Origin of the sequence: Caulobacter sp. BP25 (assembly GCF_002737755.1) — a bacterium.
Taxonomy (GTDB): domain Bacteria; phylum Pseudomonadota; class Alphaproteobacteria; order Caulobacterales; family Caulobacteraceae; genus Caulobacter.
In genome coordinates, this window is record NZ_PEGH01000017.1 from 416146 (window position 1) to 439734 (window position 23589).

The 23589-nt window shown below is 66.0% G+C and carries 22 protein-coding genes and 1 tRNA gene; 10 read left to right on the forward strand and 13 right to left on the reverse strand.

What is annotated here, in order from left to right; genetic code table 11:
• The first annotated feature begins 49 nt into the window (after window positions 1-49).
• On the forward strand, window positions 50-1219 hold the full coding sequence (locus CSW59_RS12165; protein ID WP_099444269.1) for an AGE family epimerase/isomerase: 1170 nt from the start codon (window positions 50-52) through the stop codon (window positions 1217-1219).
• A 58-nt stretch (window positions 1220-1277) separates the two neighbouring features.
• On the opposite strand, the gene CSW59_RS12170 is transcribed toward CSW59_RS12165, so the two are convergent.
• Window positions 1278-3314 carry an NAD(+) synthase gene (locus CSW59_RS12170; protein ID WP_099444581.1) on the reverse strand — a complete coding sequence of 679 codons (2037 nt, stop codon included), beginning with the start codon at window positions 3312-3314 and terminating at the stop codon, window positions 1278-1280.
• A 211-nt stretch (window positions 3315-3525) separates the two neighbouring features.
• Here CSW59_RS12170 and tkt point away from each other — a divergent pair, with 211 nt between their 5' ends.
• On the forward strand, window positions 3526-5487 hold the full coding sequence (tkt, locus tag CSW59_RS12175; RefSeq protein WP_099444270.1) for a transketolase: 1962 nt from the start codon (window positions 3526-3528) through the stop codon (window positions 5485-5487).
• A gap of 18 nt (window positions 5488-5505) precedes the next feature.
• On the opposite strand, the gene CSW59_RS12180 is transcribed toward tkt, so the two are convergent.
• Window positions 5506-6693, reverse strand: coding sequence for a carbohydrate porin (locus CSW59_RS12180; protein ID WP_099444271.1), 1188 nt, complete (start codon window positions 6691-6693; stop codon window positions 5506-5508).
• Window positions 6694-6833: 140 nt separating this feature from the next.
• Window positions 6834-6909, reverse strand: a tRNA-Ala gene (locus CSW59_RS12185).
• A gap of 113 nt (window positions 6910-7022) precedes the next feature.
• Between CSW59_RS12185 and CSW59_RS12190 the strand changes: the two genes are divergently transcribed.
• The 3 genes from CSW59_RS12190 to CSW59_RS12200 all read left to right on the forward strand — a co-directional run bounded on the left by CSW59_RS12190 (window position 7023) and on the right by CSW59_RS12200 (window position 9540).
• Window positions 7023-7337, forward strand: coding sequence for a YggT family protein (locus tag CSW59_RS12190; protein ID WP_099444272.1), 315 nt, complete (start codon window positions 7023-7025; stop codon window positions 7335-7337).
• Window positions 7330-7614 carry a DUF167 domain-containing protein gene (locus CSW59_RS12195; protein WP_099444273.1) on the forward strand — a complete coding sequence of 95 codons (285 nt, stop codon included), beginning with the start codon at window positions 7330-7332 and terminating at the stop codon, window positions 7612-7614. Before CSW59_RS12190 ends, CSW59_RS12195 begins: the two co-directional genes overlap by 8 nt.
• 147 nt (window positions 7615-7761) lie before the next feature.
• On the forward strand, window positions 7762-9540 hold the full coding sequence (locus CSW59_RS12200) for an ATP-binding protein (RefSeq protein ID WP_201722787.1): 1779 nt from the start codon (window positions 7762-7764) through the stop codon (window positions 9538-9540).
• Window positions 9541-9578: 38 nt separating this feature from the next.
• On the opposite strand, the gene CSW59_RS12205 is transcribed toward CSW59_RS12200, so the two are convergent.
• The 3 genes from CSW59_RS12205 to CSW59_RS12215 all read right to left on the reverse strand — a co-directional run bounded on the left by CSW59_RS12205 (window position 9579) and on the right by CSW59_RS12215 (window position 12204).
• Window positions 9579-10007 (reverse strand): very short patch repair endonuclease, encoded by a 429-nt coding sequence (locus tag CSW59_RS12205; RefSeq protein WP_099444274.1) that lies wholly within the window; start codon window positions 10005-10007, stop codon window positions 9579-9581.
• Window positions 10008-10020: 13 nt separating this feature from the next.
• Window positions 10021-11007, reverse strand: coding sequence for a cysteine synthase A (gene cysK, locus CSW59_RS12210; protein WP_099444275.1), 987 nt, complete (start codon window positions 11005-11007; stop codon window positions 10021-10023).
• A gap of 72 nt (window positions 11008-11079) precedes the next feature.
• Window positions 11080-12204: a DNA cytosine methyltransferase gene (locus tag CSW59_RS12215; protein WP_099444276.1), complete on the reverse strand. Its 1125-nt coding sequence runs from the start codon at window positions 12202-12204 to the stop codon at window positions 11080-11082.
• Between the two features lie 46 nt (window positions 12205-12250).
• On the opposite strand from CSW59_RS12215, the gene CSW59_RS12220 reads away from it, so the two are divergent.
• The gene (locus CSW59_RS12220; RefSeq protein WP_099444277.1) at window positions 12251-12688 is read left to right on the forward strand and encodes a COG3650 family protein; all 438 of its coding nucleotides are present in this window, start codon (window positions 12251-12253) and stop codon (window positions 12686-12688) included.
• On the opposite strand, the gene CSW59_RS12225 is transcribed toward CSW59_RS12220, so the two are convergent.
• The 5 genes from CSW59_RS12225 to purU form a co-directional block, all read right to left on the reverse strand.
• Entirely contained in the window at window positions 12685-13965 is a 1281-nt protein-coding gene (locus CSW59_RS12225; RefSeq protein WP_099444278.1) for a serine hydrolase, read from the reverse strand. The two genes, CSW59_RS12220 and CSW59_RS12225, sit on opposite strands and share 4 nt — an antisense overlap.
• A gap of 80 nt (window positions 13966-14045) precedes the next feature.
• On the reverse strand, window positions 14046-14918 hold the full coding sequence (gene rfbA, locus CSW59_RS12230) for a glucose-1-phosphate thymidylyltransferase RfbA (RefSeq protein WP_099444279.1): 873 nt from the start codon (window positions 14916-14918) through the stop codon (window positions 14046-14048).
• A gap of 117 nt (window positions 14919-15035) precedes the next feature.
• On the reverse strand, window positions 15036-15905 hold the full coding sequence (rfbD, locus tag CSW59_RS12235) for a dTDP-4-dehydrorhamnose reductase (protein WP_099444280.1): 870 nt from the start codon (window positions 15903-15905) through the stop codon (window positions 15036-15038).
• Window positions 15905-16972 (reverse strand): dTDP-glucose 4,6-dehydratase, encoded by a 1068-nt coding sequence (rfbB, locus tag CSW59_RS12240; RefSeq protein ID WP_099444281.1) that lies wholly within the window; start codon window positions 16970-16972, stop codon window positions 15905-15907. The genes rfbD and rfbB overlap by 1 nt, the downstream gene beginning before the upstream one ends.
• Before the next feature lie 86 nt (window positions 16973-17058).
• Window positions 17059-17901, reverse strand: coding sequence for a formyltetrahydrofolate deformylase (purU, locus tag CSW59_RS12245; RefSeq protein WP_099444282.1), 843 nt, complete (start codon window positions 17899-17901; stop codon window positions 17059-17061).
• A gap of 189 nt (window positions 17902-18090) precedes the next feature.
• Here purU and argE point away from each other — a divergent pair, with 189 nt between their 5' ends.
• Window positions 18091-19266 (forward strand): acetylornithine deacetylase, encoded by a 1176-nt coding sequence (argE, locus tag CSW59_RS12250; RefSeq protein WP_099444283.1) that lies wholly within the window; start codon window positions 18091-18093, stop codon window positions 19264-19266.
• Here the strand turns inward: argE and CSW59_RS12255 are convergent.
• Window positions 19263-20288, reverse strand: coding sequence for a glycosyltransferase family 2 protein (locus tag CSW59_RS12255; RefSeq protein ID WP_099444284.1), 1026 nt, complete (start codon window positions 20286-20288; stop codon window positions 19263-19265). The genes argE and CSW59_RS12255 overlap by 4 nt on opposite strands.
• A 36-nt stretch (window positions 20289-20324) precedes the next feature.
• Here CSW59_RS12255 and rfbC point away from each other — a divergent pair, with 36 nt between their 5' ends.
• From rfbC to CSW59_RS12270, 3 genes are all read left to right on the forward strand, one after another.
• Window positions 20325-20888: a dTDP-4-dehydrorhamnose 3,5-epimerase gene (gene rfbC / locus CSW59_RS12260; RefSeq protein ID WP_099444285.1), complete on the forward strand. Its 564-nt coding sequence runs from the start codon at window positions 20325-20327 to the stop codon at window positions 20886-20888.
• Between the two features lies 1 nt (window position 20889).
• Window positions 20890-21792, forward strand: coding sequence for an alpha/beta fold hydrolase (locus CSW59_RS12265; protein WP_099444286.1), 903 nt, complete (start codon window positions 20890-20892; stop codon window positions 21790-21792).
• Between the two features lie 76 nt (window positions 21793-21868).
• A complete protein-coding gene (locus CSW59_RS12270) occupies window positions 21869-23071 on the forward strand; it encodes a threonine ammonia-lyase (RefSeq protein WP_099444287.1) in 1203 nt (400 codons plus the stop codon).
• 12 nt (window positions 23072-23083) lie between these two features.
• Here the strand turns inward: CSW59_RS12270 and CSW59_RS12275 are convergent, their stop codons facing one another.
• Window positions 23084-23581, reverse strand: a complete 498-nt coding sequence (locus CSW59_RS12275; protein ID WP_099444288.1) for an FKBP-type peptidyl-prolyl cis-trans isomerase — start codon at window positions 23579-23581, stop codon at window positions 23084-23086.
• Window positions 23582-23589 lie beyond the last annotated feature (8 nt).

The window sequence follows — 23589 nt, forward strand, 5'->3', positions numbered from 1 at the left end:
CCTCGACACGGGTTGCGCTCTAGAAGGGCTCATCTCTGGAGACGCCTCGATGACCATCGCTTTCGCCGACGCCGCCCGCCTACGCGACCGCCTCAAGACCTGGGCGACCGAAGCGGCCTATCCGCTGTGGTGGACGACCGGAGCGGACCACGAGAAGGGCGGCTTCTTCGAGAAGCTGGACCTCGAGGGCGCGCCGGTCGAGGGTCCGCGGCGGGGCCGCGTCCTGCCGCGCCAGATCTACTCGTTCTCGATCGCCGGAGATCTCGGTTGGACCGGTCCGTGGCCAGAAGCCGTCGAGCACGGACTGTCCTTCTACCTTTCGGCCTACCAACGGCCGGACGGTCTGTTCCGCACCTTGATCGGCCCGAACGGCGAGAGCCTGGACGAGACGGCGGAACTCTACGACCAGGCCTTCGCCATGTTCGCCCTGGCGGCCGTGGCCACAGCGTTGCCGACGCGCGCGGCCGAGGCCAAGTCAATCGCGGTCGCGGTGCGCGAAAAGCTGATCGCGGAGCGCAAGCATCCCGTCGCGGGCTTTCACCAATCCAACCCGCCAACGACGCCGCTTCAGTCCAACCCGCACATGCACATGTTCGAGGCCATGTTGGCCTGGAACGCGATCGACAGCGATCCAGCCTGGCGCGCTCTAGCCGACGAGATCGCCGAACTGGCGCTGTCCAAGTTCATCCAGGCCGAAAGCGGCCAGCTCCGCGAGTTCTTCGATCTGGACTGGAACCCCGCGCCAGGCGTCGAGGGTCGAATCTGCGAGCCGGGCCACCAGTTCGAATGGGGCTGGCTGCTCCTGCGCTGGGGCAAGCTCGCCGGCCGCCCAGACGCAACCAAGGCGGCCTTACGCATGATCGACGACGCCGAAGCCCACGGCGTGGATCTGGCCAGAGGCGTGGCGATCAACGCGCTTCTCGACGACTTCTCGATCCACGACAACGGCGCGCGTCTGTGGCCCCAGACCGAGCGGATCAAGGCGGCCGCGCTAGCCGCCGAGATCACTGGCGAGGCCAGGTATTGGGACATGGCCGCGGCGGGCGCCGAGGGGCTGCTGACCTACCTGCGCACGCCGCTCCCCGGTTTATGGCGCGACAAGTATCAGCCCGACGAGACCTTCGTGGAAGAGCCCGCTCCGGCCAGCTCCTTCTATCACATCGTCTTGGCGATCTGGGAGCTGGATCGGGTTGTGGAAATGCACGCCGCAAAGACCTGAGCGACGCCGTCAGCGCGGACGAGGGTCGCCGCCCCGATCCCTTTTCGCCAGCTTGACTTCAGTCCGGAACGCGCGCGCGCAGTTCGGCAAGCCAGGCGTCTGGCGTGGCGTCCGATGGCATCCGCCAGTCGCCACGCGGCGACAAGGCTCCGCCGGACGAGATCTTGGGCCCGTTCGGTATGGCCGAGCGCTTGAACTGGTTGGCGAAGAAGCGCTTCAGGAAGAGTTCCAGCCAGCGCTTGATCTCTGGCAGGTCGTAGGCCCGGCGGGCTTTGTCTGGCAGGCCGGCAGGCCAGCCGCCCTTGTTCAGGTCATGCCAGGCGCACCAGGCCAGGAAGGCGATCTTCGACGGCGCCATGCCGTAGCGGGTCATATAGTAGAGATTGAAGTCCTGCAGGGCGTAGGGGCCAACGAAGCTCTCGGTCGCCTGTACTTCTTCGCCCGGGATCAGCTCCGGCGAAATCTCGGTGGCGAGGATGTCCTCCAGCAGAGCCGCGGTGCTGGCGTCGACATCGCCGGAATGGGCCACGAAGCGGATCAGGTGCTGGATCAGCGTCTTGGGCGCCCCGCAATTGGGGTTGTAGTGACTCATGTGGTCGCCAACGCCATAGGTGCACCAGCCGAGCGCCAGCTCCGACAGGTCGCCGGTGCCCACGACCAGGGCGGCGTTGTGGTTGGCCAGGCGAAATAAGTAGTCCGTGCGCAGACCAGCCTGCACGTTCTCGAACGTCACATCATAGACCGCCTCGCCCCGCCCGAACGGGTGGTCGAGGTCTTTCAGCATCTGGGTCGCGGCCGGGCGGATGTCGAGCTCGGCGGCGGTCACGCCCATGGCCTTCATCAACGCCCAGGCGTTGGACTTGGTGCGGTCGGATGTGGCGAAGCCCGGCAAGGTATAGGCCAGAATATTCGCCCGGGGCAGGTCCAGCTGGTCGACGGCCTTGGCCGCCACCAGCAGGGCCTGGGTGGAGTCGAGGCCGCCCGAGATGCCGATCACCAGCTTCTTGAGCCCCGAGGCCTCCAGCCGGCGCGCCAAGCCCTGCACCTGGATGTTGTAGGCCTCATAGCAGTTCTCGCGCAGCTTGGCCGGATCCGACGGCGTGAACGGGAAGCGCTCGATGGCGCGCGCCAAGGCCAGATCACCCGCTGGCGCCTGGAAGTCGAAAGAGACCACCCGGAAGGGAACCTTGGGCGGCGCCAGGGCCATGGCGTCTCCGAAGCTGCCGACGCGCATCCGCTCCTGCCGAATCCGTTCGACGTCGACATCGGCGAAGGTCCAGGCCGGGCCAGTGGAGAACCGCGCGGTCTCGGCCAGCAAGGCGCCCATCTCATGAATGTCGACATGGCCGTCCCAGGCCAGATCCGTTGAGCTCTCCCCCGCCCCGGCGGCCGAGTAGACATAGGCGGCGATCATCCGCGACGACTGGCTGGCGCACAGCAGGCGGCGGGTCTCGGACTTGCCGATGGTGATGTTGCTGGCCGAGAGGTTGAGCAGAATCTCGGCCCCGGCCAGGGCCTGGGCGGTGCTGGGAGGATTAGGCGTCCAGACGTCCTCGCAGATCTCAACGCCGACGGTGAACGACGTTGGACCGTTGGCGCGGAACAAGACGTCGGTCCCGAACGGGACATCCTGACCCGACAGGCTCAGGGTCTTGCCCGCCACGCCAGCGCCCGGCGTGAACCAGCGCCGCTCATAGAACTCGCGGTAGTTGGGCAGGAAGCTCTTGGGAACCGCGCCCAGGATCTTGCCGCTGTGGATCGCAATGGCGGTGTTGTAGAGCCGGCCCGCGTCGCGAAGCGGCGCGCCGACCACGATCATCGGCGAGAGCTTGCGGCTCTCCTGAGCCAGGGTCGCGATCGCCGCTTCGACGGCGTCCAGCAGGACCTCTTGCTGCAGGAGGTCGTCGATCGTGTAGCCGGTCAGGCCCAGCTCGGGGAACACGATCACGGCGACGCCCGCGTCATGCGCTTCACGAGCCAAGGCCAGAACGCTCTGGGCGTTCACAGCGGGATCGGCCAACTTCACCTTCGGTACGGCCGTGGCCACCCGGACAAAGCCGTGGCGGTAGGGCGAGAAGAACGACGGATTACCCAAGCGACCGGCCTTTCCCATCTGATGTCCACCTTATGCTGAAAATGAGCATAAGGCGCGATCCCGCTATAACGCCTGTAGAGCCTGTTGCATAGCGTCCACGGCGGGCGTTCGGCGCCCGGATTATGCCCCTGTCGCGGGTTGACCCCTCCGGGTTCCCATGCGACTGCGCCGATCGCGCAGCCCTGCAAAACAAAGACAAGACGGAACTTCCATGCCCGTTTCGCCCATCAAGATGGCCGACGCGATCCGCGTCCTTTCCATGGACGCGGTGCACAAGGCCAAGTCCGGACACCAAGGCATGCCGATGGGCATGGCCGACGTGGCGACCGTGCTGTGGAGCAAGTTCCTCAAGTTTGACGCCAGCAAGCCCGACTGGGCCGACCGCGACCGCTTCGTGCTGTCGGCAGGCCACGGCTCGATGCTGATCTATTCCCTGCTTCACCTGACCGGCTTCAAGGCCGTGACGATGAAGGAGATCGAGAACTTCCGTCAGTGGGGCTCGCTGACCCCCGGCCACCCGGAAGTCCATCACACGCCCGGCGTCGAGACCACCACCGGCCCGCTGGGCCAGGGCCTGGCCACCGCCGTCGGCATGGCGATGGCCGAAGCCCATCTGGCCGCGCGCTTTGGCCATGACCTCGTCGACCACCGCACCTGGGTGATCGCCGGCGACGGCTGCCTGATGGAAGGCGTCAGCCACGAGGCCATCAGCATCGCCGGTCGCCTGAAGCTCTCCAAGCTGACGGTGCTATTCGACGACAACAACACCACGATCGACGGCGAGGCGACGATCTCCGAGACCGGCGACCAGGTCGCGCGCTTCAAGGCCGCCGGCTGGGCCGTGAAGGTCGTCGACGGCCACGACCACGGCAAGATCGCCGCCGCCCTGCGCTGGGCGACCAAGCAGGATCGCCCCACGATGATCGCGTGCAAGACGCTGATCTCGAAGGGCGCGGGCCCCAAGGAAGGCGACCCCCACAGCCACGGCTACACCCTGTTCGACGACCAGATCAAAGCCGCCCGCGAGGCGATGGGCTGGGACGCCGCGCCGTTCACGGTGCCCGACGACATCGCCAAGGCCTGGAAGAGCGTCGGCCGTCGCGGCGGCAAGGTCCGCAAGGCCTGGGAAGCCAAGCTCGCCGCCTCGATCAACGCCAGCGACTTCAAGCGCGCCATGGCTGGCGAACTGCCCGCCAACGCCTTCGAGGCCCTGGACGCCCATGTCGCCAAGGCCATCGAGACCAAACCGGTCAACGCCACCCGCGTCCACTCCGGCTCGGCCCTGGATCAGCTGATCCCGGCCATCCCCGAGATGATCGGCGGCTCGGCCGACCTGACCGGCTCGAACAACACCCTGGTCAAGGGCATGGGCGCATTCGACACGCCTGACTACAAGGGCCGCTACGTCCACTACGGCGTGCGTGAGTTCGGCATGGCCGCGGCCATGAACGGCATGTCGCTGCATGGCGGCGTGATCCCGTATTCGGGCACCTTCCTGGCCTTCGCCGACTACAGCCGCGCGGCCATCCGCCTGGGCGCCCTGATGGAAGCCCGCGTCATCCACGTGATGACCCACGATTCCATCGGCCTGGGCGAGGACGGCCCGACCCACCAACCGGTGGAACAGGTCGCCTCCCTGCGCGCCATTCCCAACCTCTTGGTCTTCCGACCTGCCGACGCGGTGGAAGCCGCCGAGTGCTGGAAGGTCGCCCTACAGCAGGCCCGCACCCCGTCGGTGATGACCCTGTCGCGCCAGAAGACCCCGCACGTGCGCACCCAAGGCGGCGACCTGTCGGCCAAGGGCGCCTATGAGCTCCTTCCCGCCGAGGGCGGCGAGGCGCAGGTCACGATCTTCGCCTCGGGTACCGAGGTCGGCATCGCCGTGGCCGCGCGCGACATCCTGCAGGCCAAGGGCAAGCCGACCCGCGTCGTCTCCACCCCCTGCTGGGAGCTGTTCGACAAGCAGGACGCCGCCTACCAGGCCGCCGTCATCGGCAAGGCCCCGGTCCGCGTGGCCGTCGAGGCTGGCATCAAGATGGGCTGGGAGCGCTTTATCGGCGAGACCGGCAAGTTCGTCGGCATGAAGAGCTTCGGCGCCTCCGCGCCTTTCGAGGTGCTCTACCAGAAGTTCGGCATCACCGCCGAAGCCGTCGCACAAGCGGCGCTGAGCTAAGCTCCGGATGGGGTGGCGTCAGAACGCCACCCCGAACCGCACGGTGGCGATCAGGGCGTGGCCGACCCCGCTATCGGCGCCTGGGTTCCGGACATATTGCAGGTCCGGCTGGATGGTGACGGATCCGATCTTGTCGGAATACGTGACTTCGATCGCGCTCTCGGCGCGCGTGAGATGCTGACCTTCGTCGAAGGCGTTGGCCCTGAACTTACTGGTCAGGAAGGCCTGGTTCACGCCGATCGAGAAGGCGCTGTCGGGGCGGCTTTTAAAGATGTGCTCGACCAGAAGGCCGGCTTGCCAGCCGCCCTTGAACGCCGTGGTATCGCCGTCGGATAGGCCTAGCCGCGCGAAGGCGGTCGTCTTGCGCATGGCGTTTTCGCTATCACCGATTAGCTGCCGCTCAAGCAACACATAGGCGCCCTGCGCCGTCCGAGAGACGGGATAGCCGGCGGACGTGAGATCGCGGATGTCGGCCTGCTTCTTGGTATAGCGCCAAGCGCCGAAGGCCACCTTGCCCCGCCCTTGCCAGCCTGCTTCCGCGATCGCCAACAACCCGTGTTCAAACCGGGTGCAGACACCACCGGGGTCACCCAGCACGCCCGCGTCCGCGTTGATCACGGCCGCCTGAACATAGACGTTCTCGTTGGGCGTCCAGCGCCCGCGTACGGATAGGGCTGTCGATGGAAAGATGGACGGTCCGTTGGGGCCGGTCGCCGCCAACTCCGAGCCAATGCCGAAAGCCGGCGCCAGCAAAAGGCCCGCGCTGTCGTTGGCGTAGAATTCGCTGTTCAGGTCGTAGAGACCCACCAGCACCGAGCCCTTGTCGCCAAAACTTTGCTCGACCCAGGCTTCGAAAAGGCGGGCCCGTTGACGGGCGACCTCGATGTTGTCGACGCCCTGCAGCGTGCCGGCGTCATCGTTCGGCATGGCGCCGCTGTTGTTCAGGAAAAGGACATGCGCCCTGGCGCTCTTCCAGCCCACCGCCTTCTCCAGATCGACGTCCGCGCCGAGCTGCAGGTCGTCAAGCACCCGGCTGCGCTTGGCGAGGCCCCCGCTGACCACGCCGGCGACATCCAGGCTGTAGCCGCCACTAAAGGTGACGGACGAAGCCGCTCGCTCCTCGGCCCGGGCGGGCGCGACGGCGATCGCCAGCGATGCGGAAATGATCGCTCCGACCTGGAGCGCGACGTGTAGACCCTGGCGCATCCTGATCCTCGGCCTCGACCTGTGGCGCGATGAGGATGCTAGGCGCCGACCCCGGCGATCTTGTTAAGGATACCTGTGACGTGTCGTCGCGGGCGATGGCCGCCGCGAGGTTGAAGCCAGGCTAACTCTCAGAAGGTCCTTGGTGGAGCCGAGGGGAATCGAACCCCTGACCTCCTCATTGCGAACGAGGCGCTCTACCATCTGAGCTACGGCCCCAAGGAGCGGCGGAGATACGGCCCCAGGGGCGTCTCGTCAAGCGGGGTTGTAACAGCGCCTTGTCAGCACCGTTCAGGCGGGGCAAGAAGCTTTTGCGTCTAGACGGAAAACCCATGGCCCCGATCATCCATCTCGTCTTCTTCATCATCAGCGCGCTGGTGGACCTACTTTGGTGGGCCATCGTCATCTCGGCGATCCTGAGCTGGCTTTTCGCGTTCGAGGTGATCAATCGCCGAAACCAATTCGTCTATAATGTCGCCACCGTGCTGGATCGGATCACCGACCCGATCCTGCGCCCGTTCCGTCGCTTCATCCCGACGATTGGTGGCGTCGATATCAGCCCGATCATCGTGCTGTTGCTGTTGCGCGGCGTCCAGATTTTCATCCTGCCCGCCCTTGAGGCGGCCCTGATCGGCCCCTTTGGCTGAGCTCCTTTCGGTCAGGCTAACACCCCGCGGCGGTCGTGACGCGATCGAGGGCTGGGCGCTCGACTCCGAGCATCGGCCCTATCTTAAGGTCCGTGTCGCCAGCCCGCCGGTAGACGGGGCCGCCAACGCGGCCCTGATCGCCTTCCTGGCCAAGACCCTCAAAATCCCCCGGTCGGCCGTAACACTGGCGTCCGGCGAGGCCGCGCGGATCAAGCGTCTGGAACTGGAAGGCGTCGACGCGGCGGATCTCGCCCGCGCCTTTGGGCCAAGGCCTTGAAAGCGCGGCGCCTGATCGTAGCACACACGATGCACGGCGGGGCTCCTTTTTGGGCCAAGCCATTGATGAACCATATTTCTTTTCACACCCTCTTAGCCCTTCGGACCTAAGCTCCGCTCCGAGGCCTCCAGCAAGGCCTTCTCGGGAATGGCGCTGATGGGCGCGACAGGGGAGAGACGGCGGACCGCTCACGCGCTGGCTTCACGGCGCGCGAATACGTCCCTACGCCTGATCGCAGCCTTCGCGATCGCCTTGATCCTCGACGTCTTCATAGACCTGCATGGCGTATGGCTGTGGGCCGCGATCTACGCCGCCCTGCAGTTCGTCGAGCCCTGGGTGTCCACCTGGATCCGACAGCAATCGGAACGCGCCCAGACGGTCTGGCGGCGCTTGAGCTCAACAGCGCTTCCGTTCGTGACGTCCGCCGTCTTCGGCTTCATTTCCCTGCCGCTATTCGCCTCCCAGGCGCGCTTCGCCCCGACCTTAGGAGGCATGTTGCTAGCGGGAGCTTTGCTGAACGTGGTGGTGATCAATAGCAGCCAGCGTTCCGCGATCATCTCCGCCGCGACGCCCTACGTCCTCTATCTGTTGATCGTTCCGCTGGTGGCGCGGGCGGCCAACCCTGGGTCACCCTTGGCCAACGCTCTGTGGTTTGGCGCCTTGCTGCTGATCGCGACGGTCACGATCGCGGCCTATACCCTGCACACCGCGCTCAAGGCTGCGGCCAAGGCCAAAGACGAGGCCGAGCGGAGGCGGCATGAAGCGGAAGAAGCCGTCGCGGCCAAGTCGGCGTTCGTGGCCATGATTAGCCACGAGCTACGCACGCCGATCAGCGCCATTCTGGCCGGCGCGGCCCGCTTGCACGGCGAGGCTCAGGACACCAGCGCGAAGGTCCAAGCCCAGCTGATCGCTGACGCGGGTGGGCTCATGCGGAGCCTGCTGAACGACTTGCTGGACTTCTCGCGCCTGGAAGCCGGACGCATGTCGGTCGAGAAAGCGCCCTTCAACCTCCGTCAGACCATCGCGGATACCGTGCGGCTCTGGAGACCCGAAGCGACGCGCAAGGGTCTGCGCCTGCGGGTCAAGGGCGCCGCGGCGTTGCCGCGCTGGGTGGCGGGCGACGCCATGCGCCTCCGGCAAGTCCTGAACAACCTCCTGTCCAACGCGCTCAAGTTCACGACCCGCGGCGAGATAACGGTCAGTCCCCGTGCTCAAGTCGAGGGGTCGATGGTCCTGCTGTCGATCGAGGTGGCGGACACAGGCCCCGGCATACCGGAAGACTCGCTTTCTCGGCTGTTCACGCCCTTCGAGCAGCTCAGCGACGCCATCGCCCGTCATCATGGAGGCTCTGGGCTGGGGCTTGTCATCAGCCGTGAATTGGCGCGCCTGATGGGTGGAGACCTATCGGCGAGCAGCCCGCCCAGCGGCGGGGCCCAGTTCACCCTCAGCGCCAAGCTGGAGATCGCCGAAGCGCCGGCGGACGCGTCCGCAGCGGCGCCCATCGCCGATCTACGGGTGCTGGTGGTCGACGATCACCTCGTCAATCGTCGCGCACTTGAACTGGTGCTGGAACCCTTGGGCGTCCGCGCGACGCTGGCCGAATCCGCCGAGCAAGCTCTCGAAATGCTTCAGTCGGAGGTGTTCGACGTGGTTCTGATGGACGTCTACATGCCCGGCATGGACGGGCGCGCCGCCACCCGAATCCTACGCGCGAGCACGGGACCCAACCAAAATGCGCCTGTGATCGCCGTCACCGCCTCGGCGACTTCGGAGGACTGGGAAGCTTGCGTCGCCGCCGGGATGAACGACCGCGTATCCAAGCCGATCGACCCGTTCCAGCTCTACGCCGCCTTGGCGCGCACCCCGCCGGTCTCGTCGGCGGACTCTATGGACACGCGATCCGCCGCCGAGAGGACGTTGGGTTAGGTGGGAGCGGTCAAGCCGGATCGAACGGGTCCTCGCCCCTATGATCTGGGAGCTTTAGAGGCCTCAAGTCGTATCGCTAGACGCTGTGTCAGGCGATCCTTCTCTTTCAGCTCACATTCCCAGACCGTCTCCACGGCCCAGCCGCCGACGGCCAGGGCCTGAGCGGCCTTCTCGTCGCGCGCTCTGTTACGGGCGACCTTGGCCAGCCAATAGTCGCGGTTGGCTTGCGGGATTCTCGCGCCCCGCTGGCAGTCGTGGCCGTGCCAGAAGCAACCATGGACGAATACGACCAGCCGGCGCCCCGGCATGACGATATCGGGATTTCCAGGCAGGTCCTTCCGATGCAGGCGGTAGCGCGCGCCAAGCTGGGTCAGGATATGGCGGACCGCCCTTTCCGGCGAGGTATCCTTGCTCCTGACCCGCGCCATGACGGCAGAGCGCTTTTCCTTGTCGTAGACGTCGGTCAAGCGCCCACCGGCTCTACAGCCCTTCGAACAACGCCGTCGACAGGTAGCGCTCAGCGAAGCTGGGGATGATCGTGACGATCGTCTTGCCCTTGTACTCGTCGCGCAGGGCCAGATCGAAGGCGGCGACCAGCGCCGCGCCGGAGCTGATGCCGACCGGCAGACCCTCGATAGCCGCCGCGCGGCGGGCCATGGCGAAGGCGTCATCGTTGCTGACCTGGACGATATCGTCGATGACGCCACGGTCCAGAACGCCCGGCACAAAACCAGCGCCAATACCTTGAATTTTATGCGGCCCCGGGGCGCCGCCGGATAGGACGGGCGAGGCCTCTGGCTCCACCGCCACCATCTTCAGCGAAGGCTTGCGGGCCTTCAGCACCTGGCCCACGCCGGTGATCGTCCCGCCGGTGCCAACACCCGAAACCACGGCGTCCACGGCGCCGGCGGTATCGTTCCAGATTTCCTCCGCCGTCGAGACCCGGTGAATCAGCGGATTGGCGCCGTTCTCAAACTGCTGCGGCATGACCGCGCCGGGCGTGGCCTCGATCAGCTCCTGGGCGCGGGCGACGGCGCCGCGCATCCCCTTCTCGGCCGGAGTCAGCTCCAGCTTAGCGCCCAGCAACAGCAACATCTTGCGGCGCTCGATCGACATGCTCTCCGGCATGACGAGGGTCAGCTTGTAGCCTTTGGCCGCCGCGACGAAGGCCAGGGCGATGCCGGTATTGCCGCTGGTCGGTTCAACGATCGTGGAGCCCGGCTTCAGGATGCCCTGGGCTTCGAGAGACTCGATCATCGAGACCCCGATCCGGTCCTTGACCGAGCTGATCGGATTGAAGAACTCCAGCTTGGCCAGCACCTCGCCCTTGGGCTTCAACTCGGCGGACAGACGCGGCAGGCGCACCAGGGGGGTGTCGCCGATCGTGTCGATGATCGAGTCATAAATCTTGCCGCGACCCGCGCGCTTGAAGCGGGCGGCGTCATAGAGGGAGGAAGCGTCGTCCATCGGAACACCTCGGAGCCTTGGGGTTGCGGGAAGCGGCGCACCCTAGCCCCCTATCCCTCGGCTGTCAGGAGGTCATTCGGCGGCAAGGCTTGCAGTTTTGCTATAGACGAGCGGCTCCAAGAGGGTTTCGGCGAGCCACCGCACGACCGGAACCGCCACCCCATCGCCAACAATCTGCAGCCCAGAGGTCTGGGACGCCGGGAGCTGATAGCTATCCGGCAAGCCCATCAGGCGAGCGCCCTCGCGCGGACTCAGAAGACGGGAACGAACCTGGCCCTGATCGACCACCAGGAGGGTCTGCCGAGACGAACCGCCCCGCGGCGTACGCAGACACCCCGCGAGGCCGTCGAACCGCACCTCGGCGCGTTGCTGGCCGCCGCGCATACGGCGGAAGACCGCGCCCACCGACCGCCCCCTCGCCTGGACCCGCGCCTCAACCGCCTGACGATGCGAAGGCGCCATCAAGGCCAGCAAAGCTTCGGTCCGTTCGGCCGGATGCCAGGTCACCGACTGATCGGGCTCAAGCAGGGCAGCGAGATCGGTGTTGCGCTTCGGAGGCGAAGGAATACCCCACCAGATCCAGCGCGCCTGAAGATCTTCAGGTAGCCGAGCAGCCGCCTCGCGAATAGCGCGGCTATGAAAGGCGCTAGCGCCCTCCAGGTTGGCGGTGGGCAGGCGCGTGGCGACCACGAACACGCGAGGTCGCGATTGTGGGACAAAGGCGGCCGCGTCGATCTCAAGCGCGCCGAAGCGATAACCCTCCTCGCTCAGCGCGCCGCATAGCGCGGTGAAGTCATCGCCACGACGCGAAGTCAGAAGCCCCACGACATTCTCGATAACGATCACCGGCGGCGCCCGCCTCTCGGCCGACATCGCCTTCATCAAGGTCCAGAAGCCGAAAAACGCCGAAGACTTGCCACCCGCCAGGCCCGCCCGGGCGCCGGCGAGGCTGAAGTCCTGGCAGGGGCTGGAAGCCCAAGCCACATCCGCCACGGGCAGGGCCTCGGCGGAAAGGGCGAAGACATCGCCCTGCTGGAAGTGGCTGCCGGCGTCGGCGAAATTGACGCGATAAGTGGCGGCCTTCACCGGATCAAAGTCGTTGGCGAAGGCGCAGGTCCAGCCGTCGCCCAGGCCGAGACGCGCCATGCCTCCGCCGGCGAAGAACTCCAGAAAGGTGGGGCGCGGGTTTCGATTCATCGCCAGGGAGTCTAGCCTCTCACCGACCCAAGGGGATAGCCAAGTCGTGCGCGCCGCCGCCCTCGCCACCGTCGTGCTGTTGATATCCGCCTGCGGCCAGTCGCCCATGGGCTCGACCGACCACGCCGCGCCGCCGGCGGACGCGCCAGCTCTCGTGGAGCCGGACTATTCCGGGGATTTCGACGCCCTCGGGACCGAGCCGTTCTGGAGCGTGAAGATTCACGCCAACCGCCTGACGCTATCGCGACCAGGCCATCCGGATCAGGCGGCGACAGACGCGACCCTGAAGACCGAAGGCCAAGATGGTGTGTTCGATGCACGTATCGACGGTCGGCGCCTCATCCTGCGCCTGACCCCCGGCGATTGTTCTGATGGCATGTCGGACCGACGCTACGATTACCTCGCGGAGGTTCGGATCGACGATGAGATCCTCAAGGGCTGCGCGTCGAGACCACGAGATCTCAAGGCCCAAACAAGGCCCTAGTCACCCTTGGGGCCAAGATAGCCGGCGCCATAGACCGCCGCCCTGAGGTCATGGTGCAAGGTGGCGTCGAACGGATAGGTCTGAACGAAAAACACGGCTGTCAGCCTGTTGGCCGGGTCGACCCAGAAGAGCGTGCTGTCGCGCCCGTCCCAGAAGAACTCTCCCACAGCGCCCCGGTTTTCTGTCGCGGCCTGCGGCTGTTTCGTGCGCACGGCGAAGTCGAAGCCAAAGCCGACCGCCCCCTTGCTAGGCAACCACCAGCGATCGGTCACGCGCGGATCAAGATGATCCGTCGCCATCAGCCGCACGGTCGAGGGGCGGAGGATCCTCACGCCGTCCAACGCCCCTTCGCCAAGCAGCATCCGCGAGAAGCGGGCATAGTCGTCGATCGACGCCACCAGGCCCGCGCCGCCCATCGTCATGCGTCGAGCCGGATCAAAATTCATGCGCCGCGTCTCGGCGCTGTCCTCCCTGATGAGCTTGCCGTCGAGCCCCTTGTTGTAGACAGCAGCCAAACGCGGGAAGGCCGTCTCGGGCTGGGTCCAGGCGGTCTCCCTCATATCCAGCGGATCGAGAATGTGCGCCTTCACATAGGCCTCGAACGGCTGACCAGAGAGCTTCTCGACCAGTAGCGCCTGAACATCCACGGCCGCGCTGTAGTTCCAGCGCTCGCCAGGGTCATGCAGAAGCGGAACCTTGGCGAGCCGCCGCCCGAACTCGGCCAGATCCACTTTAAGGTTCAGGGGATCAGCCGCCCGGAACGCCTCATCGGCGGCCGTGTCGCGCATCCCATACGAAAAGCCGGCCGTATGGCGCAGAACGTCTCGGATCAGGATCGGTCTCGCGGGCGGGCGCACGCCGCCCTGCCCGTCGATCACCTTGGTGTCGGCGAACTCCGGCAGGTAGCGCGAGAGGGGATCATCGAGAGCGAACTTGCCTTGCTCCCAAAGCTGCATCAGCGCCACACCGGTAACCGGCTTGGTCATCGAGAAGATCTGCACCAGGGTGTCGCGGCGCATAGGCTTGCCCGCCTCGCGATCCGCCATGCCGGCGGTCCCGAAATAGCGCTCGCGCCCGTCCCGCCAGACCAGGGCCGAGACACCAACGGCGCGGCCGCTGTCCACCATGGCCTTCAGCGCCGCGTCGATCCGCGCCCTGTCGATCGTCACCTCGGCCGACTGAACGACCGCCGCCGGAGCCTGACGCGCCAGGGCTGGGCTCGCCGGAACAACCAGCAACGCCGCCGCGAAAGCGGCTTGAATTGTTCTCTTGGACACGAGACCTCCCGATGGACCTTCTTGTCGGCGAGGACTGTCGCCGACGCCGAGGCCATTTTCCAGCGGGTCGAGGTCGTAGATCAGCCCTGCGAAGCGATCATCTTAAGATAGGCTCCATAGGGCGAGTTCTTCAGATCGTGGGCCAGGCCCAGCAGTTGCTCGCTCGAAATCCAGCCGTTTTGGTAGGCGACTTCCTCGACGCAGCCGATCTTCAGGCCCTGGCGGTGTTCGAGCGTGCGAACAAACTCGGAAGCTTCCAGCAGGCTGTCGTGGGTTCCCGTGTCGAGCCAGGCGAAGCCGCGGCCCATGCGCTCGACCGACAAAGCGCCCGCCTCGAGATAGAGGCGGTTTATATCGGTGATCTCGAGTTCGCCGCGCGCCGAGGGCTTCAGATCGCGAGCAAAGTCCACCACGCGATTGTCGTACATGTAGAGGCCCGTGACGGCCCAGTTCGAACGCGGGTTCTGCGGCTTCTCCTCGATGGAGATGGCCTTGCCGTCGGCGTCGAACTCGACAACGCCATAGCGCTGCGGGTCGTTGACGAAGTAGGCGAACACGCTGGCGCCAGTCATCGAGCGGTCCTTGGCGCCCTGCAGCAGACGCCCCAGACCCGCGCCGTAGAACAGGTTGTCGCCCAGGACGAGGATGCTGGGCTCGTTCCCGACGAAGTCCGCGCCAATGCGATAGGCTTCCGCCAGGCCATTGGGGCTGGCCTGCTCGGCGTAGCTGATATTGATACCCCACCGCGCGCCGTCGCCCAGCAGACCTTCGAACAGGGGCAGATCGCGGGGTGTGGAGATGATCAGCACGTCGCGCACGCCGGCCATCATCAGGACCGACAGCGGATAGTAGATCATCGGCTTGTCGAAGACCGGCAGCAGTTGCTTGCTGATCGCCATGGTCACCGGGTGGAGGCGCGTACCCGACCCGCCGGCGAGGATGATACCCTTCATAACGTCTTCTTTTTCAGTCCTGACGGTCGAGCCTAGAGCGGATTTGCGCGGAGCGTGAAGCCTTTCGCGCGGAGAATGGCGGTTCAACGCGATGATCGTGGAGGATTTGAGGCGCGATCAGAGGCGCCCCTTGGTGCGGAGATAGCGATCCAGCGCGTCAGTCCAGTGCGGCATCTGCCGGCCAATGACGTTAGCCAACCTGGCGTTGGACAGCGCGCTATAGGGCGGACGCCGCGCGGGGGTTGGAAAGGCGCTGGTCGGGATAGGCGCGACCTCGGCGGCGACCTCGGCCCTCTCGATGATCCGCGAGGCGAAGTCCCACCAACTGGCGGCGCCAGAATTGACGACGTGGTAGTCGGCCGCCGGCGCCTGCGCCGCGATCAGGTCCAGGATCGCCTCGCCAGCGTCCCAGGAAGCGGTCGGCGACATGACCTGATCGTCGACCACGGTCAGACGGCCGCGCTCACCGCCCAGCCGCAGCATGGTCTCCACGAAATTGCCGCCCTTGCCGCTGGCTCCGGCCACGCCAAAGAGCGAAGCGACGCGGGCGATGATGACGTCATCATGGTCCAGGCGCGCCAGATCCTCGCCCAGCGCCTTGGTCGCGCCGTAGACATTGACCGGCGCGCGACCGACCTCCTCCGACAGAGGCTCACGCTGGGACTGGCCGCCATAGACGTAGTCGGTCGAGACCTGGACCAGGCGCGCGCCCTTGGCGGCGCAGGCCTTGGCCAGGCGGCCCGCGAAATGGGCGTTGATCGCGACGGCCGGCGCGGGGTCCTTCTCGCAGTCGTCAACGCGCGTGACGGCAACGCAGTTGATGGCGATGTCGAAGTGGAGATCGTCAAAGCTGGCCGAAGAGTCCGCCGCATCGATCTGGGCGCGCGTCACGGCGACCAAGTCCAGACTACGCTGGTCCGCCAGCGCGACGATGTCCGAGCCCAGCTGGCCGTTGGCGCCGAACAGGGCGATGCGCGGACTGGCCATCAGGCGGTCTTCAGGCCCAGGCGCTGGCCGGCGTAGCGCTCGCGCAGCGGCGCCCACCACGACTCGTTGTCCAGATACCACTGGACGGTCTTGCGCAGACCGGTCTCAAACGTTTCCTGAGCCTTCCAGCCCAGCTCCGTTTCGAGCTTGGTGGCGTCGATGGCGTAGCGGGCGTCGTGGCCTGGCCGATCGGCGACGAAGGTGATCAGTTCGCGGCGCTTACGTCCCGGCAGCGGACGCAACTCGTCGAGCACGTCGCAGATCGCCTCGACCACTTGCAGGTTCGTGCGCTCGTTGCGGCCGCCGACATTGTAGCTTTCACCAGGAACGCCCTTGGTGGCGATCATGTGCAGGGCGCGGGCGTGATCCTCCACGTGCAGCCAGTCGCGGACGTTGTCGCCCTTGCCGTAGACAGGCAGCGGCTTACCCTCCAGCGCGTTCAGCGTGACCAGGGGGATCAGCTTCTCGGGGAAGTGATAGGGCCCATAGTTGTTCGAACAGTTCGAAACCACGACCGGCAGGCCGTAAGTATGATGCCAGGCGCGGGCCAGATGGTCTGACGAGGCCTTCGAGGCCGAATAGGGTGAGCGCGGATCGTAGGGCGTTGTCTCGGAGAACAGGCCCTCGGCGCCCAGGCTGCCGAAAACCTCGTCGGTCGAGATGTGGTGGAAGCGAAAGCGGTCCTTTTCCTCGCCTTCCAGGCTCTGCCAGTGCTCAAGCGCCGCCTGAAGCGTGACATAGGTGCCGACGATATTCGTCTGGATGAACTCGCCCGGGCCGGTGATCGAGCGGTCGACGTGACTCTCGGCGGCCAGGTGCATGACCACGTTGGGGCGGAAAGCCTTGATCGCGGCCGAGACGGCAGCTGCGTCGGCGACATCACCCTGAACGAACTGATAGTCGGCCTTGCCCTCCAGCATGGCGAGGCTGGCCGGCGAGGCGGCATAGGTCAGCTTATCGAAATTGAGGATCGCGACGTCGTTCTGGCCGGCCAAATGGCGGCACATGGCTGATCCGATGAAGCCCGACCCGCCGGTCACCATCACGCGGAGATTCTGCTGCAGCATGCGCTGGAAAGCCTCGGGCGCCTCAAGAGAGAAGCCCCGTACTCCAGTTCTCAGTATCCTTGCAACCAGAGAGGCCAAGCCGTGGGCTAGTCGGTGAACACCACGGTCTTGCGGCCGTTCAGCAGAACGCGGTCTTCCAGACGGTAGCGTAGAGCTCTCGCCAGCACGCGGCGTTCGATATCGCGACCCTTGCGCACCAGATCCTCGGGCGTGTCGCGATGGCTGATCCGCTCGACGTCCTGCTCGATGATCGGACCTTCGTCGAGGTCGCCGGTCACGTAGTGGGCGCTGGCGCCGATCAGCTTCACGCCGCGAGCGTGGGCCTGGTGATAGGGTTTGGCGCCCTTGAAGCCCGGCAGGAACGAGTGGTGGATGTTGATGCAGCGGCCTTGCAGCTTGGCCGACAGCCCTTCCGACAGCACCTGCATATAGCGGGCGAGCACGACGATGTCGGTCTGGGTCTCCTGGATCAGCTTCCAGAGCTCGGCCTCCTGCTCGAACTTGGTCTCCTTGGTCACCGGTAGGTGGTGGAAAGGCAGGTCCGACAGGTCGATGTGGGCGTAGGTCTCGGCCGGATGGTTGGACACCACGCCGGTGATGTCCATCGGCAGCTCACCGATGCGCCAGCGGTACACGAGATCGGCCAGACAGTGGTCGAACTTGCTAGCCAGCAGCAGCACGCGATAGCGCTCGGTCCGATTGCGCAGGGTCCACTTCATGGCCAGCGTGGAGGCCAGCGCCCCAAACTCATCGCGCAGCGCCGCGCGATCGGCGCCGTCGGCGTCGAAGACCACCCGCATGAAGAACTGACCGGTCTCCTGATCGTCAAACTGCTGGGCGTCGAGAATGTTGCAGCCGCGCTCGTAGAGGAAGGCGGACACCTTGGCGACGATGCCGCGCTGGTCGGGACAGGAGAGGGTCAGGATCATGGTTCGCTCCCTCTAGAGAACCGTGGCCGCCAAGAAAAGCCCGCAGTCACGCCGCCAGGGCATGAAATCGCTCGTGAGGCGGCCAATCGGCCCACGAGTGCGCATGGTCTTGCCCCTCCAAAGATCAATGGAAGACGACGGGATCAAGTCGGGTAGGCGTCGCGGGGTGAACGGGTCTAGGCTCGCCCCATGATCTCCTCTTCCGAAGTTCTGTCCGACCGCGCCATCGACATCCTGGCCAAGCTGGTGGCCTTCGACACCACCTCGCGACGCTCGAACCTGGAGCTGATCCAGTGGGTCGAGGGCTATCTGGCCGATCTGGGCGTGCCCTCGCGGCGCATTCCCAACGCCGATGGGACCAAGTCGAACCTGATGGCCATGATCGGCCCGGCTGTCGAGGGCGGGGTCGTGCTGTCGGGTCACACCGACGTCGTACCGGTCGATGGCCAGCCGTGGTCCAGCGATCCTTGGACGCTGACGGAACGCGACGGCCGGCTCTATGGGCGCGGAACCTGCGACATGAAGGGCTTTTTGGCGCTCGCTCTGGCGACCGCGCCCGATCTCGCCAAGGCGACTCTGAGCAGACCAGTTCATTTGGCCCTCTCCTACGACGAGGAGGTCGGCTGCCTGGGCGCGCCGGATATGATCGACGTCATCGCCCGAGAGCTTCCCCGGCCCGCCCTCGTCGTGGTCGGCGAACCGACCGACATGGTCGCCGTGCGGGCCCACAAGGGCATCGCCAGCTTCATCGTCACCGTCACGGGCCGCGAAGCCCATTCCAGCCTGACGCATCTGGGCGTCTCGGCGAACATGGCGGCCATCAAGCTGATGGCCATGCTCGTCGCTTTGTCCGAACGGCTGGAGCATGAAGCCGATCCGAACTCGCCGTTCACGCCCAAGGGCGCCACCCTGACCATAGGCCAGGTCAACGGCGGCACGGCCGTCAACATCCTGGCGCGAGAGTGCGTCTTCGTGTTTGACCTGCGCACGCCTGCGGGCATGGACCCTGAAGCGCTGTTGGCCGACTTCTTCACGGCGGCGCGTGCGATGGACATGGAGATCAAGGCCAAGGCGCCGGAGGGCGGCGTGAGGGTCGAGCGTCGCTCGCTGACTCCGGCTTTCGCGCCGGAGGAGGACGGCGTCGCCGAGGCCTTCGCCCGCAAGCTGGCCGGCGACAACGGCCCACCGCGCGTCGTGCCCTACGCGGCCGAGGCCGGGCAGTTCCAGGGCGCGGGCTTCTCGACTGTGATCTGCGGTCCCGGCTCAATCGATCAGGCGCACCAGCCCGACGAATATGTCGAGATCAGCCAGATGCAGCGCGGTGCGGCCTTCATGCGCCGCCTGGTCGAGGACCTCTCGGTCTAGAGGTTTCGCGCTTTCCGGATCACGAACCGACGCCCGACGAACGCCGCCGGGTCGATCGACATCACCCTCAGAATCGCGCCTGGGGAGGCCTTCCGTTTCGTCTGGATGACGCGCCGATTGGCCATGACAGCGTCCAAGTCGTCACGCTTCAGGGCGGCCTTGATCCCTCGGATGGCGGGGCCAACGTCGCCCCGTCGCCAGTGCAGCAGCAGCAGCCCAACCGTCACTGCCGCGTGCAGCGGCAGGGTGACGGGAAACAGCCAGCCCGGGGTGTTCTTCAGGAAAGTCCAGATGCGATTACGCGATCCGTGGAAGATGGCGAAGTCGGACCGGACGCCCGTGCTCGCAGAGCCGACATGGGCGACCTTGGCCTTGGGCAGCAGCAGGGTCGGCTGGCTCAGCAGCCTCAGGCGATAGCCGAGGTCGACATCCTCGCAGTAACAAAAGTAGCGCTCGTCGAAGCCGCCCACCTCTAGGAATAGCTGGCGGTCGATCAACATCGCCGCGCCGCAGGCTGAGAACACCTCGCCTTCGGGCAAGGAAGCCGGCGCCTTCCGACCATAGCCGCCCCGGAACGGGATGCCAGCGCTCGTCAGGTTGTCGCCTGCCCCGTCCAGCAGGCCGGGCCGATCGGCGGAGAGCTGCAGAGACGCGAAACTCTTCACCGTCGGGTGACGCGCAGCGCCCGCCATCAGCTCTTCAAGCCAGTTGGGTTCGGGATAGGCGTCGGGATTGAGCAGAGCCAGCCACCGCCCCTTGGCCCGCCGGGCGGCCAGGTTGTTGCCCGCCGCGAAGCCGAGGTTAGCGCCGGCCTCCACGAAATCGACCAACGGATGTGCCTTGGCCGCGGCCTGCGGCGCCCCGTCCGTCGAGGCGTTGTCGATCAGGATCGTCTCGAAGTCGGAGAAGGTCTGGGTTTCCAGTCGCGACAAGCATTCGGCCAGGGTCGGACCGCTCTGGTAGGACACGATCACCACCGTTACCGTCGGAGCGCTCTTGTCTTCCATCGTCTCAGGCGGCATCGGTGACCGGTCGTTTCTCAAAGCAAAGTACGCGTTATGAAGATCACGCCGCTGGCGATCCCCGAAGTTCTGCTTATCACGCCCGCGCGCCATGGCGATGAGCGCGGCTGGTTTTCCGAGACTTTCCGCCAGTCGGCGCTCGAAGAGGCCGGTTTCAAGGCGGCGTTCGTGCAGGACAACCATGTCCGTTCGACGACGCGCGGCATACAGCGCGGCCTGCACTATCAGAAGCCGCCGCATGCCCAGGACAAGCTGCTGCGATGCGTGGTCGGCGCGATCTTCGACGTGGCGGTCGATATCCGCAAAGGCTCGCCAACCTATGGCCAGTGGGTGGGCGCCGAGCTTTCGGCCGAGAACCGCCAGCAACTGCTCGTTCCCAAGGGCTTCGCCCACGGCTACGTCACCCTGACCGACGCCTGCGAAGTGCTCTACAAGGTCACCGACTACTACGCGCCTCAAGCCGAAGGCGCAGTACGCTGGAGCGATCCGGCGATCGGGATCGAATGGCCGGTTCCCGCTTCTGAGATCTCCGCCAACGACCGCGATAACGCCGCGCCGCTGCTGGGCGAGATCGACTCGCCATTCACCTACGAGGGCTGAGATGCAAGCGGTCACCGACTTCTTCTGGACCTCGCCCGAAGGCTTGCCGCTGCACGCCCGGGACTACGCGCCTCACGGCAAGAACCAGAAGCTGCCGGTGATCTGCATCCACGGCCTGACTCGCAACGCTCGTGATTTCGAGAATCTGGCGCCGAAGATCGCCGCGACCGGTCGGCGGGTACTGGCGGTGGACGTGCGCGGTCGAGGGCTTTCGTCCCGCGATCCCAGCCCGATGAACTACCATCCGGGAACCTATGCCGCTGACATCGTCTCGCTGCTACAAGCGGCCGGCATTGCGAAGGCCGTGTTCGTCGGAACCAGCATGGGCGGCCTGATCACGATGGTGCTGACGTCGATCATACCCCACGCGATCGCTGCGGCGGTGCTGAACGACGTCGGCCCGGAATTGTCGCCCATCGGCCTTGCCCGCATCGCTGGCTATGCGGGCATGGCTAGCCGCTTCGAGACATGGGCGGACGCGGTCGCTTACGCCAAGGCGATCAACGTGGCGGCGTTCCCGGCTTATGGTCCGAAAGACTGGGAGGTGTTCGCCCGCCGACTGTTCGACGAAAGGGATGGCGGCTTCGTCCTGGCCTACGACCCCGATATCTCCGCGCCGATCAAGGCCGCCGCCGAAGCCGCCACCAAGACCCAGGCGGAAGGCGGGCAGGCCCTGGCTCCGCCGGACATGTACCCACTGTTCCGCGCCCTGGCGAAGGACCGCCCGCTGCTGCTGGTGCGCGGGGCCATTTCCGACCTGATCGACCCCGCGATCGTCGAGCGGATGCGCGCCGCCGCGCCTCACATGGCCTACGCGGAGGTTCCGGGGGTCGGCCACGCGCCGATGCTGACCGAGCCGGAAGCGTGGTCGGCGATCGAAAAGCTGCTCGAAACGGCGTCCTAAAGGGGTGGGCCCGGATGGCTTGGCCGTGTTAGAGCCCCGCCACGGCCCTACTTCGCCGCGACAGAGTGCTGATCCGATGACCCTCGACCTCGCCGCCATCCAAGCCGCCGCCGGCCGCCTGAAGGGCCAGATCGAGCGCACGCCGTGCCGTCACTCCAAGACACTCTCGAAGATCACCGGCGCCGAAGTCTGGGTGAAGTTCGAGAACCTACAGTTCACCGCCGCCTACAAGGAGCGCGGCGCGCTGAACAAGCTGATGCTGCTGTCCGAGGCCGAAAAGGCCAAGGGTGTCATCGCCGCCAGCGCCGGCAACCATGCCCAGGGCCTTGCCTATCACGGCGCGCGCCTGGGCGTGCCCGTCACCATCGTCATGCCCAAGACCACGCCCTTCGTGAAGGTGCAGCACACCCGCGACTTTGGCGCGACCGTGGTGATCGAGGGCGAGACCTATGACGACGCCAACGCCCATGCCCGCAAGCTTTGCGCTGAGCAGGGCCTGACTTTTGTCCACCCGTTCGACGACTACGACATCATGGCCGGCCAGGGCACGATCGCGCTGGAAATGCTCGAGGACGCGCCGGACCTGGAGGTCCTGCCCGTGCCGATCGGTGGCGGCGGCCTGATCAGCGGCGTAGCCACGGCGGCCAAGGCGCTCAAGCCCGACATCCGGATCATTGGCTGCGAGCCGGCCATGTACCCCTCCTTCACCGCCCGTATGCGCGGCGTCGCGGCCCACTGCGGCGGCCAGACCATCGCGGAAGGCGTGGCGGTCAAGCAGGTCGGCGACCTGACCTACGGCGTCGTCCGACCGCTGATCGACGACGTGCTTCTGCTGGAAGAGCCGCACCTGGAGCAGGCCGTGTCGCTCTACTGCAATGTCGAGAAGACGATCGCCGAAGGCGCCGGGGCGGCGTCGCTGGCCGCCCTGCTGGCCTATCCGGAGCGGTTCCGGGGCAAGAAGTGCGGCCTGATCCTGTGCGGTGGAAACATCGACACCCGCCTGCTGGCCTCGGTCCTGACCCGCGAACTGGTCCGCGCCCAACGCCTGGTTTCCCTGCGGATCATCGGCGACGACCGCCCGGGCCTGTTGTCGACCGTGGCCTCCGTCATCGGGACGATGGGCGCCAATATCATCGAGGTGAACCACAACCGCCTCGCCTTGGACGTGCCAGCCAAGGGTGCGGAGTTCGACATCACGATCGAAACCCGCGACGCCCAGCACACCCAGGAAGTCATGGACGCCCTGCGCGAGAGCGGCTACCCGCCCCGCGCCGTCTAGGGCCGCGGAGGCCTATTCCTTGGGCTTACCCGGGCCGATCCGGTTCACGTCCAAAAGCTCGATCCGGAAGATCATCACGCTGTTGCCAGGGATCGGACCCTTGTCCTGCGCGCCGTAGCCGAGGGCCGGCGGCACGTAGAGGATCCATTCGTCGCCCGCCTTCATGCGCTGCAGCGCGATGACCCAGGCCGGCACCAGGCCGTCCAGCGGGAACACGGCCGGCACGCCGCGCTCATAGCTGCTGTCGAACACCGTACCGTCCAGCAGCTTGCCCTCGTAGTGGACCTTCACCTCGTCGGCGGTCGTGGGATGCATGCCACCGTTCGGTCCCTCGCGCACGACCTTGTACTGCAAGCCCTGCGGCAAGGTGACGACACCCGGCTCCTTGGCGTTCTTAGCCATGAAGGCGTCGGCCGCAGCGAGGTTTTCCTGCGCCTTCTTGCTAGGCCCGCAAGCGGCCAGGGTCAGACCAGCGGCGGCGATGGTTACGAGAAGGGCGCGACGGATCATGGATAAAC

Coding starts and splice junctions, on each gene's coding strand:
- CSW59_RS12275 (WP_099444288.1), bottom strand. CDS start 23,581: ATGATCCGTCGCGCCCTTCTCGTAACCATCGCCGCCGCTGGTCTGACC.
- CSW59_RS12200 (WP_201722787.1), top strand. CDS start 7,762: ATGGCGCTGATGGGCGCGACAGGGGAGAGACGGCGGACCGCTCACGCG.
- CSW59_RS12190 (WP_099444272.1), top strand. CDS start 7,023: ATGGCCCCGATCATCCATCTCGTCTTCTTCATCATCAGCGCGCTGGTG.
- CSW59_RS12165 (WP_099444269.1), top strand. CDS start 50: ATGACCATCGCTTTCGCCGACGCCGCCCGCCTACGCGACCGCCTCAAG.
- argE (WP_099444283.1), top strand. CDS start 18,091: ATGATCTCCTCTTCCGAAGTTCTGTCCGACCGCGCCATCGACATCCTG.
- CSW59_RS12215 (WP_099444276.1), bottom strand. CDS start 12,204: ATGAATCGAAACCCGCGCCCCACCTTTCTGGAGTTCTTCGCCGGCGGA.
- rfbC (WP_099444285.1), top strand. CDS start 20,325: ATGAAGATCACGCCGCTGGCGATCCCCGAAGTTCTGCTTATCACGCCC.
- rfbB (WP_099444281.1), bottom strand. CDS start 16,972: ATGCTGCAGCAGAATCTCCGCGTGATGGTGACCGGCGGGTCGGGCTTC.
- CSW59_RS12265 (WP_099444286.1), top strand. CDS start 20,890: ATGCAAGCGGTCACCGACTTCTTCTGGACCTCGCCCGAAGGCTTGCCG.
- CSW59_RS12180 (WP_099444271.1), bottom strand. CDS start 6,693: ATGCGCCAGGGTCTACACGTCGCGCTCCAGGTCGGAGCGATCATTTCC.
- CSW59_RS12270 (WP_099444287.1), top strand. CDS start 21,869: ATGACCCTCGACCTCGCCGCCATCCAAGCCGCCGCCGGCCGCCTGAAG.
- CSW59_RS12255 (WP_099444284.1), bottom strand. CDS start 20,288: ATGCCGCCTGAGACGATGGAAGACAAGAGCGCTCCGACGGTAACGGTG.
- rfbA (WP_099444279.1), bottom strand. CDS start 14,918: ATGAAGGGTATCATCCTCGCCGGCGGGTCGGGTACGCGCCTCCACCCG.
- tkt (WP_099444270.1), top strand. CDS start 3,526: ATGCCCGTTTCGCCCATCAAGATGGCCGACGCGATCCGCGTCCTTTCC.
- rfbD (WP_099444280.1), bottom strand. CDS start 15,905: ATGGCCAGTCCGCGCATCGCCCTGTTCGGCGCCAACGGCCAGCTGGGC.
- cysK (WP_099444275.1), bottom strand. CDS start 11,007: ATGGACGACGCTTCCTCCCTCTATGACGCCGCCCGCTTCAAGCGCGCG.
- purU (WP_099444282.1), bottom strand. CDS start 17,901: ATGATCCTGACCCTCTCCTGTCCCGACCAGCGCGGCATCGTCGCCAAG.